The sequence below is a fragment of the Mucilaginibacter flavus genome (assembly GCF_030409315.1).
GTDB lineage: Bacteria > Bacteroidota > Bacteroidia > Sphingobacteriales > Sphingobacteriaceae > Mucilaginibacter > Mucilaginibacter flavus.
In genome coordinates this window covers 110,991-123,502 of the sequence record NZ_JAUFPS010000038.1, presented here as the reverse complement: position 1 = coordinate 123,502, position 12,512 = coordinate 110,991, and the positions used below count along the sequence as shown (strand labels likewise).

Below are 12,512 nucleotides of genomic sequence, written 5' to 3'. Positions count from 1 at the left end.
TTTGAATTATTAATTAAAAGATATTTTATGAAAACTCATGTATCATCAATACTAAAATTGTCTGCCTGTTTAATGCTTACCATGGTGTTATCCTGCAAACAGGAGTTTTTGGAGGGACCAAAAACTACCCCATCAACAATGGTGTATTTTCCGCAGGCCGAAAAAGCCAACGCGCTTGTTGCGGCGCTTACTGATACTAAATATGTGGTAGACAGCGCGGCGAATACCGCCAACTTTTCGGTGCCGGTATATCGTGGGGGAGAATCGAATTTTGCATCGTTAACGGTCGACGTAAGTGTCGATAATGCAGCTATCGCTGGTTTGATCACTTCGGGCGCGCTACCTGCCAATACTGTGGTTTTGGACCCTGCCGATTATACCATAGCGACCAAAGACACGGTTTCGCTGAATAATAACATTATGAAAGGCAACATTGTACCCAAAATAAAAATTGCCCAAATGAATAAGTATTCGGGCAAAACACTGGCTATGGGTATCAAAATTGCCAACTCGAGCAAACAGGCAATAAACACCGCTATGGATAAGGTTATCATTTACTTTAATGCCGATGATTTCCTTGACGCCGTAACCCCTAAAAACAACATGGTTGATAAAAGCGCCTGGAGTATTGTAAAATACGGCGACGGCGTAACCTTTAAAGTGAACGAAGACGGAAGCGTACTGGCAACCGGGGGGAACTGGGGGCAGCAAGGCATTCTGCAAACATTCCAGGTAAGGGCCAACAAGCAATACAAAATTGATATGAATGTTGCAGGCTCTGGCGCTACCGATTGCTGGTTTGAGGTATATGTTGGGCAGGCTGCACCTGTTGCCGGTAAGGATTATAGTGATGGCGGTACCCGCATAGCCTTAAACACCTGGAATGGCTGTGGCAAAACACCATTTGACGCTTTACTGTCATCGCTTTCATGCGCGGGGAATGGTAACGTGGTTTCGTTCCCAACAGCTGGTACAGTCTACCTGGTTATCCGTTCAGGAGGTTCAAGCCTGGGCACAACCGGTATTAAGCTTACCAATATTGATTTTAGAAGAATAAATTAAGATAAAGTAGGGCTGCTATTAAAAGCGGCCCTGCTTTTTTCTGTAGAGACGCAATATTTTGCGTCTCCAGCTATACAGAGCCGATTTGTAAAAGCATTTGCACTATATCCGATGTGCATTTTTAATTTGCACACGGGAGACGCAAAATATTGCGTCTCTACAAGAAAAATCTTGAGATTTAGTTGATTAGTATGTTAAATGAGCGTTCCCGTTGTGAGATTCGGGGACGCTTTTTTGTTTTAAACAATCTTCATGTTCTCCGCATCCCAGTGGATCACTTTGTTTTCAAAGTAACTATCGTTACAGGCCAGGCAAGGCGCCGCGGCTCTGAAACCGAATACCGCGTCTTCTACAACGGGTTTGCCGGTACGCATGGAATCAAAAAAGTTGGCAAAATGATCGTGCGATGAGTTATAGCCATCGGGTACCCGGTAGCTGATATCCGGTGAGCTTGGTCGTTGGTTATCTGCTTGCGAGTAGCGTTTGTTGTAATCATCCATCAAGGCTTTTTGCTGTGCCTCGGTAAAGGTTGATAAAGAATCCCAACCGCCTATGCCCGGCGCTACCGGCAGTTTATGTTTACTGATGGTAAAGCCGTTCTCATCATCTAAATTGAGTACACCTTCGGAGCCTACTATTTTAGTGCTGCTGCGGTCGCCTTCTCCGCTAATAAAATTAACGCGCAAAGTTACCTCGAAAGCGGGATGTTCTTTGGTTTCGCCATAATGGATCACCGCGCTCATTACATCGGGTACATTGCGGCCATCTTTCCAGTAGGTGAGGTCGCCAATGGAATAGATGCGCTCCGGTCCTTTGGAGCTGGTAATGAAGTGGATGCCGCTCAGCAGGTGTACAAACAAATCGCCGGCAACGCCGGTGCCATACTCCCGGTAATTGCGCCACCTGAAAAAACGTTTGCTGTCAAAATCATATTTCACTTTGGCATTTGATTGATACCTGGCCCAATCAACCGTTTGTACCGATGCATCAAAAGGGATAGTATACTGCCATGCACCTAAAGCGCTCTGCCGGTTAAATGATGCCTCGATAGAATTGATTTGCCCAATGGCGCCTGCTTCATATAACTCTTTGGCTTTCGCGTAGGCAATGCTGCTTACCCGCTGGCTACCTACCTGGAAAACCATTTTGGTATCATGCTGCGCTTTTATCTCGGCAAGGCCCTGGCTTATCTGGTGTACCATAGGCTTTTCGCTATAAACCGCTTTGCCGCTGTGCATGGCGTCAATGGCAATCTGGCTGTGCCAGTTATCGCTCGTGGCGATAATAACGGCGTCAATATCTTTGCGGGCCAGTATTTCGCGGTGATCGCCGGTGGTGAAAAGGGTAGGGCCATAGAGTTCCTTTGCCCTGTCAAGTCTGCCTTTATACAAATCGCAACAGCCAACCAACTCAACACCCGGAACGGTTAAGGCCGCTCGGGTATCGTTAAAACCCATAATACCCATGCCTATGGTGGCAATGCGGATTTTGTCGTTTGGTCCGGTTCGTTTTTGGGCTTTCAGGATCTTTAATTCATGATCTTCTTTGGCGGCAAGACTATTGAGTGTTGCTGAGGTAAGCAATACAGAAGCACCCAGGTGCTTAATGAATTTCCGGCGATCGGTTGACATGGCAGTGGATTAAAGTTTAAAATTGATTGTATTGATTGCAAGGCGCAATCACATAGGTTTATACAAGGCAATTTAGTAAACCAAAATCAAAATGCAATAATATTTATGGTAGTAGTTAAGGCAAACGCATCTAACCAGGGTTAACATAACTTAACACATTTTATGTATGTGAAATTATAAATATCTAATAATCAATATTTTAAAATGATTTATACTGAACTGATGTAAAGCGCAATCAGGCGCATCCAAATATTGGTACCTGTTGTTGGTCAATACAAGTCCATTCGACACCTGGATCATTTAACCAGGACCAGGCAATAAAACAAGTTATCGTTTGATGCTTATATCTTCCAGGCATATAGGCCTATTCCGTTAAGCTACAAAGCTTTTGCTCCAATGAAGCCCTTGTAGAGCACCAAACCCCATCAGATTTGGTTTTACGATCACCGCCATTTAAAAGAGGTATTGTTAATAGCCCGCATGGTGCACAATATACCGTTTAGGTGATCAAACTCATGCTGAAGTAACTCTGATAATGCACCATCCATCACCCATTGTTGCGGTTGCCATTGTTTATCAAGATAGTTAATGGTTATTTGCTGATGGCGCATTACCTTAACCAACAAATTGGGAAAGCTCATACAATCGTCCCATAATTCAAACATATCGGTACTCAGGTTGCTTAGCTCGGGGTTTATGAAAACTACAGGTTTATTAATGTTCATATAGATAAGTCTTTTCATAATACCCAACTGTGGCGCGGCTATAGCCCTGCCGAAATGATACTTTGCTCTGATCTGTTCCATTACATTATGTAAATCGGCAACCCAATCGGCTACCTGCGGTAGTTCGGAAGGTAAAACGGGTTCACAAACTTGGTACAAGCGCTCATCGCCTAAAAGTAAAAGGTTATCTAATGTTTTCATGGTTGGTTAGTGTTTGGTTAGGAATGGTTTCGAAAGCCGTTGGCCAAAAAGGAATCTTTATTGGTTATTAATGCCTTGTTTATAAATGTTTTACATGATTATTGGCTTTGAACGCGGGCTACGACTCACCCGGTCTACGCTTCGCTGGACCACCCTCTCTCCGGCTAAAGCCGCAAAGAGGGTAAGGAAGATAAAAACTTTTTTGCCCCCTCTATGCGACGCAGTCGGAGAGAGGGGAGACGGGCGTAGCCTCGTCGGGGTGAGTCTTCTACGACCGATTTACGTCATGCTTTCCTTCAAAATTCGCTGGATTTTAAAACTCGTAATTACGACATTTTTTTTCGTTTTTAAACAGCAACTTGTAATTGTACAAAAGTAAATCTAAACACAACAAGCCAAATTCATCAAAACAAACAACACCCTAATCACCTGGCTTGGCAAAACATTAAACCGCTTTTTAAAAGCGGCTGTAAAATGATGGGCATTTTTATAGCCCACGGTTTCTGCAACTACGCCTACGCGTTCGCCATCCTGTAATAGCTTGTAGGCGGTATTCATACGTAACTCGGCCAGGTAGCCAAAAACGGTATTGCCGAAGAGCGTTTTAAATCCCTTTTTTAGTTTAAAATCATTAAGCCCCGTTTTGCGCGATAGTTCTATAAGTGAGCATGGTGATCGCAGGTTTTGCGCTATCAGCATTTTTGCCTCCTGCAAGCGGGCTTTATCATCAGCATTAAAAATAGCTATGGTGTTATTGCTATTCTCTAATTGTTGCAATTGCAGGGATAAAAGTTCCAGTATTTTAGCCTCCAAAAAAATACGCCTGATGTATGGCGGCTGATCTGCATTTAACAATCCATTTACCAATAACATTAAGGTACTATTATGATAAGTTCCCTTTGTTATTAATGTAAAATGTTTTTCAATATCACTTTCAAGTTGGAGGGGCAGCAGATGGTGGCCCAATAATTTTTCTATAAAATCTTTCTTGAGGCAGATGCTTAACATTTGGCTTTTACATTTGCCACTAATATCAACATTGAGCAACGTACTATAAAAGGTATGGTACCGCCCCGCTTTTAAGGCAAGTTCTTTTTTTGACAGGCCTAATGCCAGTTCACCATCCATCATAAAATTCATCATCCAGCAAAAGCAATCACATTTTATGGTAATTGGCGATGGCTTTTTAATATCCCATTGGCTTACTATAATACAGGCACCGCCAAACCAGGTACTTTGAATGGTGATGTCACCGTTGGGTAATTGTAAAGTCGAATTTTGTTCGATTAGTCGCCCTATGTCCGAAGCAGGAGGACATTCAAGCATAAGTTGGGCGTTTTTTTGTGATGCTGATGTAAAGGTAATGCGCATAAAATCCGTTTGGCGTTGTTTTCAATCCGTTTAACGTTGACTAAACATCTTAGGAATAGTACAAATTTGCATCATTATTTTTAATTGGTCTAAATAAATGCGAATTTATATTTCTCTTTCATTACTTACAGCACTCTTCGTATCAAACGCGCAGGCCCAGCAACGAGATACTTTAAGGCAAGATACTGCAACAAAGCAATTGAAAGAGGTAGTAATAACCGGCACTCGTACCCTAAAAAGTTTACAGCAGGTCCCCATACCCATAACCCGTATCACATCCGAAGAAATTAAGAAAAAAGGATTGGTACGCTTGAACGAAGTGCTGAGCGAACAAACCGGGATGACTATACTGGATGATCCGCACGGACAGGGTATCCAGATCCAGGGGTTCGACCCGGCTTATACGCTGATTTTAATTGACGGCTTACCGTTGATTGGCCGCAGCACGGGTATCCTTGAACTATCACGCATCACCACCAATAATATAGATCGCATTGAAATTGTTAAAGGCCCTACATCATCCCTATATGGCAGCGAAGCTATGGCCGGCGTTGTTAATATTATCACCACCGAGCCTGCTAAAGGTTTTACAGGCGGCCTGGCGGGCCGCTACGGCACCAATAAAACTGCCGACCTGGGCGTTAACTCGGCCTACAAAACCGATAAATTTTATATCTCGGGCTTTGTGAACAGGTACAGCAGCGGTGGGTACACTTTGCAACCTTCATCGGGCGTACCAACGGTATCGCCATTTGAAGGGTATACTTTTAATGGTAAAACTGCTTATAAATTTGATGATAATACCAGTCTTAAACTTTCGGGCAGGTATTACACCAATAACCAGGACAGCCGGTTTTTGGTAGATGCAAACCGTTATGCAGCAGGCAAAGGCACCGAAAAAGACTTTAACATAGCCCCGATTTTAACTCACCGTTTCAGCAAAAAGGATGTATCTGTATTGCAGTTATACCGGTCAACCTATAAAACTAATTCCGATATCAGGTACGAGGATAACGGCGCTGTTTACGATCAAACTTATTTTAACCAGACTTTCAACCGTGGCGAAATTCAAAATGATTACGCTATTGCCGATAATATTAAACTTACTGCCGGGGCTGGGGGCCAATACGAAACTGTAGAGGCCACCCGGTATACCAAACAACAATCATTTACATCGGGCTATGGCTATTTCCAGGCCGATTGGTTGCCGGTTAAGCAGCTGGATATTATTGCCGGTGGCCGGTACGATGTGCACAGCGTTTACAAATCGCAGTTTAGTCCTAAACTGGCGGCAAGTTACGCGCTTAGCCCAAAGCTAACCATATTGGGTTCGGTAGGCAGAGGTTATAAAGCGCCCGATTTTAGGCAACTGTATTTAAACTTCACCAATGCGGAAGTAGGCTATAGTGTATTCGGCTATGAGGAAGCGGCCGCGGGTATTCAACGGCTACAGCAAGAAGGGCAAATTGAAACGGTACTGATAGATCCATCTACGCTGAAGAGGCTCAACGCAGAAAGTTCAACATCGTTCAATTTTGGTTACCGCTACAAGCCAACAGACAAATTATACTGGACCACCAACGTGTTCAGGAATAATATCAGTAACCTGATTGAAACCGCTGCCATCGCCATAAAAACAAACGGGCAATCGGTTTTTTCTTACTTCAATCTGAATAAAGTATTTACCCAGGGGATAGAAACTGATTTGAGTTACCAGCTTTTTAAACCCCTGCAAGTGGCCGGGGGCTTTCAATACTTGGAGGCTTACGACCAGGATGTGCTTGATCAGATTAAAGCGGGTAAGGTTTTTACCAAAGATCCCGAAACTAATCTTACCAAGGTTATCAAACGCAGTGATTATGGCGGCTTGCTCGGTCGTTCAAAATACACCTGGAATGTAAGGGTAAACTACCTTGATGAAAAAACAGGCATCAATGCATCTGTAAGGGCTATTTACCGGGGCCGCTACGGCTACAAGGATAGCGATGGCAATGGCATCGTAAACCGCGATGATGAATACACCAAAGGCTACGTGCTGGTAAACGCGTCGATTTCAAAAATGTTCCTGAAGGATGCCATCAGGGTGCAGCTTACCGCTCAAAACCTACTCAACTACAAAGATAGCCTGGTAATACTTAACCTGCCCGGCAGGTTGGTCTACGCGGGCTTAGCTTACAATTTTAGCAAGTAATTAAAATTTAAACACATATAAAAACACAAATGAAAACAATCACAACCCTGTCTTTAGCCTTTAGTACTGCCGTAATTTTACTGGCTTCATCGTGCAGTAAAAGCAATAACGATGTAACCCCTGCGGCGAGCAAACTCACTACCAAAACCGTAGCCGATTTGGACGGATCTACCGGGAATGTTTACTTCAGCCTTTCTACCGGCGCGCAGGTAACCGGTACTGATACTGCCACCAACAAATGGGATCTCAAATTTAAAAGCACCAGCATATTTGTAAACAGTGGTACATCTGGTACCGGTACTACGCAAGCCCAGGTGGTGAGCAGCACATTTGAAACGCTTTTAACAGCGCCTGCCGATGGTTACAAAGCCGATGCTACCGGAGCTAATGCCATAACCGGCTGGTATACCTACACTGCCGATACCGCGCCAACACACGCTATACTTACTGTACCCGGTAAAATATTTGTGATTAAAACCGCGGCAGGCAACTACGCCAAAGTTGAGATGATAAGCTATTACAAAGGCAATCCAAACACAACTACTGCCGATTTTGCCGACCTTACCAAAAGGCCTGCATCAAGATTTTACACCTTCCGCTTTGCTTACCAGGGCGATGGTACTACGAGCTTTAAATAGCGTTCTTTTTTTGGTTGATAAGCTTAGCGAAAGCTCTCTTTGTTAATTGTCAGGAAGAGGGCGGGGGAAGGCTGGGTAGCAGCAGGGCCGTATTCTGATCGGTACGGCCCTGCAACCCTGCCAAGAGGAAAAACTAAACAGTCTTTCCCCCTTCGTTAGGCTCAATGGTTATCTTAAGCCTTTTTCTTTTAAAAATTTAAATGTGTGATTTAAGATATTTTTTCCAGATCGTAATACATGATTCTGGTTTTGTCCTCTATGTCATTAAGCAAAAAATGTTCAAAGCCATTATTTTTATAATACTTTAGTTGGCGCTCTTTGTTCAATGCGTCCAATAACAATAGTCTGCAGGCAGGGTTTTGATTGAATGTTGAAAAGCCCTTTATGAAGTCCATCAATTCATAGGCTAAACCTGATCCTTGGTATTTGCTTGCAACGCCAAGCCTGCCAACTTTAACAGCTGGATATTGCCTTATTCTTTTGGAGTTTGGAATTGAGGCCTTTCTGTGTAATCGGTTAAAGTCAGTATTGGTAAATTTAAAGTCTTCTCCCCAATCAATCAGGCAATCGTTAGAAATACTGAAATAAGCTACTATGGTTAAATCATCTTTCAGGAAAAGGTAGGTATTTGCCATGCGCTCGGTTTGATAAAAAAGTGCATCTTCTATGAGAAAATTGCTAATTTCATCTTCACCACACTCGAATTGGGACAAAGGGATGTCAGCCGTTAATGCCGTGAACTTAAAATCGGAAAGATGCAATTTTACTTTTTATTAGATAATACTTTCTCAACCAAAGAAATTATTCTATTTCTTTCGGAAGCGGGGACTTTTCCATTATTGGTTTTCAATGATTCATTGAAATGCTTGGATGACTCCCCCGACAATACTGGTGTTACTTTTATTGGAGCTGCCATAAATATTATTCTATTTATCAAAAATACAGCTTTTTCTCGATAACCGAAAACTGTAAGGTAGGTTTATTTGCTTCATAGTCTGTAAATACGATGGCCTGCTATATCTCATAACAGGCCATCGCAGTAAAAAAATGAATAGAACCTAATGGTTATCTTAAGCCTTTTTCTTTTAAAAATTTTACTAATGCCGCCGGGTGATCGGTTTGTAAACCCATCAAACCTTTATCCAGTGCTTTATTCCAGTCTGCAGGGCCTTCGCCCGCGCTTTGAATATCCGGCCAAACGGGGATATGGTATTTTGCAGCCATGGCAACCATATCATTGGTGTATTGGTTGTAGGCTCCATCTAAAATATCGGGGTGATATTTGTTGATAAAACTATCCATACCGGCCACACTTTTAACACTGTCGGGCAAGCTAAGCATTAAAGGCATTTTAGATGCGGTTTTACGCCAGCCTGTAAATTGCGCGGCGCTGTTAATGTAAACCAATACCTGTTTTTCCATGCCGTGTTTTTTAATCACATCATAAGCCTGATCCGGATCGGCAGCTTTAAAATCAAGGTAAATGTAAATGCGATCTTTGCAAAGCGATAGGATTTGATCAAAAGTTGGGATCTTTAATCTTTCTTTCCTTGTGGTATCCCGATTTTTGATATTGAGCATCTGTAATTCATCCAAGGTGAAATCTTTAATGTAGCCTTTACCATCGGTTGTGCGGGTTACGCTGCCATCGTGCATGCTTACCAACTGACCGTCTTTGGTGGTCCGCAAATCAATCTCCACATAATCGGCCTCATTTTTTATGGCTTCCTGATAGGCGGCCAACGTATTTTCGGGGTAAATTACATGATCGCCGCGATGGGCGGATATTATAAATTTATGCTTTAACGCAGGTGGAGGATTGGGCTGCCAGTTATCTTTAGGCAGTAGCAGCATTAATAAAGCGGGTATTAAAATTAAGCGCATTTGTTGTAATTAATTTTGAGGGAAATTTAAACCTGGGACATGCCCGGTTTTATTTGTGAATTTAGTTTACTATAGTACCGGATGTCTTTTTTCCTTTTTGTTGTTTGTAATGATCTTCGCGTTCGCGGTCTTCATCATCCATTTCTATACTCTTTTTTATCTTTCGCCAGTTGGTGTTTTTACTGTAACGGGCCATGGCTTTTTTTGTATCAAAAATGCGGGTATCGCTGTTGATAAAGGTATAGGGAGTAAAGTCGGGCTTGCTGGTAAAAAAGTCCTGTAGTAAAGATCCGGTAACGTCATACTGGTTTACATAAGGCACATCCAAAATATTGTAAATGGTTTTTAATATCGAACCAAAATTGGCGTGTGTATGGCTCACATATCTTTTTTTAACATAAGGCCCGGCCAGCATCAGGATAGACCGATGAGCATCCAGGTGATCTACACCACCTTGCGGGTCATCTTCGGTTATAATTACCAGCATGTTTTTCCAGTATTTGGTATGCGATAAAAAATCGAGCATACGGCCTACGGCCAAATCATTATCGGCCATGTACGATTGCCTGTACGGGTAACCATCCTTAGGTCTTATATCAGCCCCGTGATCATTGGGCACCTGCATAGTTATCAGTGAAGGCATTTTCTTTTTGCCCCTGATCCACATTTTGGTAAACTCGATTTTAAACTGCTCTACCCTAAACTGATCGGGAATGTTGGTGTTAAACCCGGCGTAGTTATGGCTGGTACGGGTAAACAAGGCTTTTTGCATGGGCACCATCACAATATGAGCCGCGCCGGTTGCCGTATCCTCCCAATCTTCGCGCACGTGGGCGGTTTCGTTAGCTTCGCCAAAGTTGTAAAAATCTACATGTTTGCGTTCCAATGCCTCCCATAAGCCGCCGGTTTCTGCATAATCTTCAGGGTCCATACTGCCGGTTGAGCCAGGGAAACGCCGCCCCGGCGCTTTAGAAAACAGTTTAGCCGTTTTGCTTACGTTTGAATTGGCTTCAACCCATTCGTTAGGTATAACGCCCATCATCCAGTGATGGCCATGGATAGAGGCATCGCTATCACAATAATAATTATCGGCAAAGGCGAATTGATTGGCAACTTTTATATGATTTGGCGATACATTAAGGTTGGGGAACTGCACGCGCAAAGCATCGGGCAAAGTGTATTCGCAATGAACACCAAAACGGGCCAGGGTGCTATCACCATTGGCATTTTTAAGCTGACCCAAAACCTCATCATAAGTACGGTTTTCTTTGGTAATGTAAACGATGTATTTTATTGGGGTGGGTGAAGTACCCGGTAAAACAGGTAAAGGATTGTTGGTAGCTGCCGGCACACTTGTACTTACAAATGTATTTGCCAATACCTGCCTGGTGTATAAGGCCAGTTGAGCATCAGAGGGCATGGATACTTTTTGAAAAGTTCCCAGCTGGATATCGCCGATGTAAGTGCCTTGCGGCGGGGCAATAAAACCGAAACCTCCATTTGGCCCCGCACCATAACCACGGCAGGAAGTAATGTATAATTCACTTTCATCTGCCGATAGTTTTACACGCGATGTTCCCCAACCGGTTGGGATTAAGCCTTTAGTTGTTTTAGTTGGCACATCAATTACCGCTACAGCGTTGAAGCCTAAGAGAGCAACGTATAATGTTTTTTCATCTTTACTTAAGCAAATCCCGAAGGGTAGCAAGCCACGATATTTATCAATGCGACTATCAACTTTAATGGGGATATCGCCCAGGAGCTTATGATTTTTATAATCAATAATGGTGATGTTATCATTAGTAGCATTAGTAACATAGGCATACTGGTTGCCAACGGCTATAGAGTTTGGGCTTGCGCCGCCGGTTACTTCGGCATCTTCCAGCATTTGCCCAACCTGGTGGCCGGTTTTAAATTTATTGATCACGGTATTGGTAGCCAGATCGATAGTAAAAACGCTCATTGCCTCGGGCGATGAAGGACTGCCCACCCCGGGTATTTTACGTCCTTCGACTACGGTGCCTTCACGCGATTCCCTGGTGTTATCTCCATAAGGATGCTGCGAGATCATGATCGAGTCGGCATTTTTTGGGGTAGCACCCGCAATAAGCGGGTAGGAGTACATGCCCACATTGGCTACGAAGGCTGTTTTTTTATCAGGACTCAAGGCCAGTCCAAATGGTTGGCGGCCAACGTCAATTGATGCGGTTAGTTTTTTGGTGCCCAGGTTTACCCTCACCATACGGAAGTTGCCCCGGTCAAGCACCAAAAGTTCATTTTTATCGGCGTTAAGTACCAGGTCTGATGTAAAGCTGTCATCATAATCCTTACCACCAATGGTCCCGTTGAGTGATAATGAATCTGTTTTTATAAACTTATCCGTATCAAAAACAATTACCGCGCCGTTATCGCCACCGCTTAAATAAAGCGTTTTTGAGTCGGGCGAAAATGCAACCCCTAAAAATGACCCGTTAGGAAGCGGCGAAAGTGTTTTTTTGCCATACCCCGGTACCCGGGTAGCGTTCATGGTGGCAATATCAATTAAGGTAAAAACGCCGTTATGCAGCGTTACCGCCTTTTTACCATCGGGCGAAATGGATAAGCCAAAAGGATCATGTGTGATACGGATGGTTTTACCTGCCGGCGTTATATACCTGCCGCTTGGCAAAACCGAGGTGCCTGCGGTGTCAATTTTAGCAAACTGGTTAACTCCAGGTACCTGTAAAACGTTTACCTGTTGTTGAGCATATGTAAAACCACCTGTGCCCAATAACACTAAAGCTGATAAAATTAATTTAGCTTTCATATT

9 protein-coding genes are annotated in these 12,512 nt (G+C 43.3%); 3 read left to right on the top strand and 6 right to left on the bottom strand.

Annotation, left to right across the window (positions count from 1 at the left end; translation table 11 throughout):
- Positions 1 to 27: 27 nt before the first annotated feature.
- Positions 28 to 1,062: a DUF1735 domain-containing protein gene (locus QWZ17_RS18190; protein ID WP_290306718.1), complete on the top strand. Its 1,035-nt coding sequence runs from the start codon at positions 28 to 30 to the stop codon at positions 1,060 to 1,062.
- Between the two features lie 239 nt (positions 1,063 to 1,301).
- On the opposite strand, the gene QWZ17_RS18185 is transcribed toward QWZ17_RS18190, so the two are convergent.
- From QWZ17_RS18185 to QWZ17_RS18175, 3 genes are all read right to left on the bottom strand, one after another.
- Positions 1,302 to 2,693 carry a Gfo/Idh/MocA family protein gene (locus tag QWZ17_RS18185; RefSeq protein ID WP_290306717.1) on the bottom strand — a complete coding sequence of 464 codons (1,392 nt, stop codon included), beginning with the start codon at positions 2,691 to 2,693 and terminating at the stop codon, positions 1,302 to 1,304.
- Positions 2,694 to 3,136: 443 nt separating this feature from the next.
- On the bottom strand, positions 3,137 to 3,619 hold the full coding sequence (locus QWZ17_RS18180; protein ID WP_290306716.1) for a peptide deformylase: 483 nt from the start codon (positions 3,617 to 3,619) through the stop codon (positions 3,137 to 3,139).
- A 381-nt stretch (positions 3,620 to 4,000) separates the two neighbouring features.
- Complete coding sequence (locus QWZ17_RS18175; protein WP_290306715.1) at positions 4,001 to 4,945, bottom strand: helix-turn-helix transcriptional regulator; 945 nt, start codon at positions 4,943 to 4,945, stop codon at positions 4,001 to 4,003.
- A 142-nt stretch (positions 4,946 to 5,087) separates the two neighbouring features.
- Here QWZ17_RS18175 and QWZ17_RS18170 point away from each other — a divergent pair, with 142 nt between their 5' ends.
- Both QWZ17_RS18170 and QWZ17_RS18165 read left to right on the top strand, forming a co-directional pair.
- On the top strand, positions 5,088 to 7,181 hold the full coding sequence (locus QWZ17_RS18170; protein ID WP_290306714.1) for a TonB-dependent receptor plug domain-containing protein: 2,094 nt from the start codon (positions 5,088 to 5,090) through the stop codon (positions 7,179 to 7,181).
- Between the two features lie 29 nt (positions 7,182 to 7,210).
- Complete coding sequence (locus QWZ17_RS18165; protein ID WP_290306713.1) at positions 7,211 to 7,819, top strand: HmuY family protein; 609 nt, start codon at positions 7,211 to 7,213, stop codon at positions 7,817 to 7,819.
- A gap of 209 nt (positions 7,820 to 8,028) precedes the next feature.
- Here the strand turns inward: QWZ17_RS18165 and QWZ17_RS18160 are convergent, their stop codons facing one another.
- From QWZ17_RS18160 to QWZ17_RS18150, 3 genes are all read right to left on the bottom strand, one after another.
- Positions 8,029 to 8,580: a GNAT family N-acetyltransferase gene (locus QWZ17_RS18160; protein ID WP_290306712.1), complete on the bottom strand. Its 552-nt coding sequence runs from the start codon at positions 8,578 to 8,580 to the stop codon at positions 8,029 to 8,031.
- Positions 8,581 to 8,884: 304 nt separating this feature from the next.
- The gene (locus QWZ17_RS18155; protein WP_290306711.1) at positions 8,885 to 9,703 is read right to left on the bottom strand and encodes a glycerophosphodiester phosphodiesterase family protein; all 819 of its coding nucleotides are present in this window, start codon (positions 9,701 to 9,703) and stop codon (positions 8,885 to 8,887) included.
- Between the two features lie 61 nt (positions 9,704 to 9,764).
- Complete coding sequence (locus QWZ17_RS18150; protein ID WP_290306710.1) at positions 9,765 to 12,509, bottom strand: bifunctional YncE family protein/alkaline phosphatase family protein; 2,745 nt, start codon at positions 12,507 to 12,509, stop codon at positions 9,765 to 9,767.
- Between the last annotated feature and the right edge of the window lie 3 nt (positions 12,510 to 12,512).

Excerpts from the sequence above, each read along its gene's own strand:
- QWZ17_RS18190 (WP_290306718.1), top strand. The coding sequence starts at position 28 with ATGAAAACTCATGTATCATCAATACTAAAATTGTCTGCCTGTTTAATG.
- QWZ17_RS18185 (WP_290306717.1), bottom strand. The coding sequence starts at position 2,693 with ATGTCAACCGATCGCCGGAAATTCATTAAGCACCTGGGTGCTTCTGTA.
- QWZ17_RS18180 (WP_290306716.1), bottom strand. The coding sequence starts at position 3,619 with ATGAAAACATTAGATAACCTTTTACTTTTAGGCGATGAGCGCTTGTAC.
- QWZ17_RS18175 (WP_290306715.1), bottom strand. The coding sequence starts at position 4,945 with ATGCTTGAATGTCCTCCTGCTTCGGACATAGGGCGACTAATCGAACAA.
- QWZ17_RS18170 (WP_290306714.1), top strand. The coding sequence starts at position 5,088 with ATGCGAATTTATATTTCTCTTTCATTACTTACAGCACTCTTCGTATCA.
- QWZ17_RS18165 (WP_290306713.1), top strand. The coding sequence starts at position 7,211 with ATGAAAACAATCACAACCCTGTCTTTAGCCTTTAGTACTGCCGTAATT.
- QWZ17_RS18155 (WP_290306711.1), bottom strand. The coding sequence starts at position 9,703 with ATGCGCTTAATTTTAATACCCGCTTTATTAATGCTGCTACTGCCTAAA.
- QWZ17_RS18150 (WP_290306710.1), bottom strand. The coding sequence starts at position 12,509 with ATGAAAGCTAAATTAATTTTATCAGCTTTAGTGTTATTGGGCACAGGT.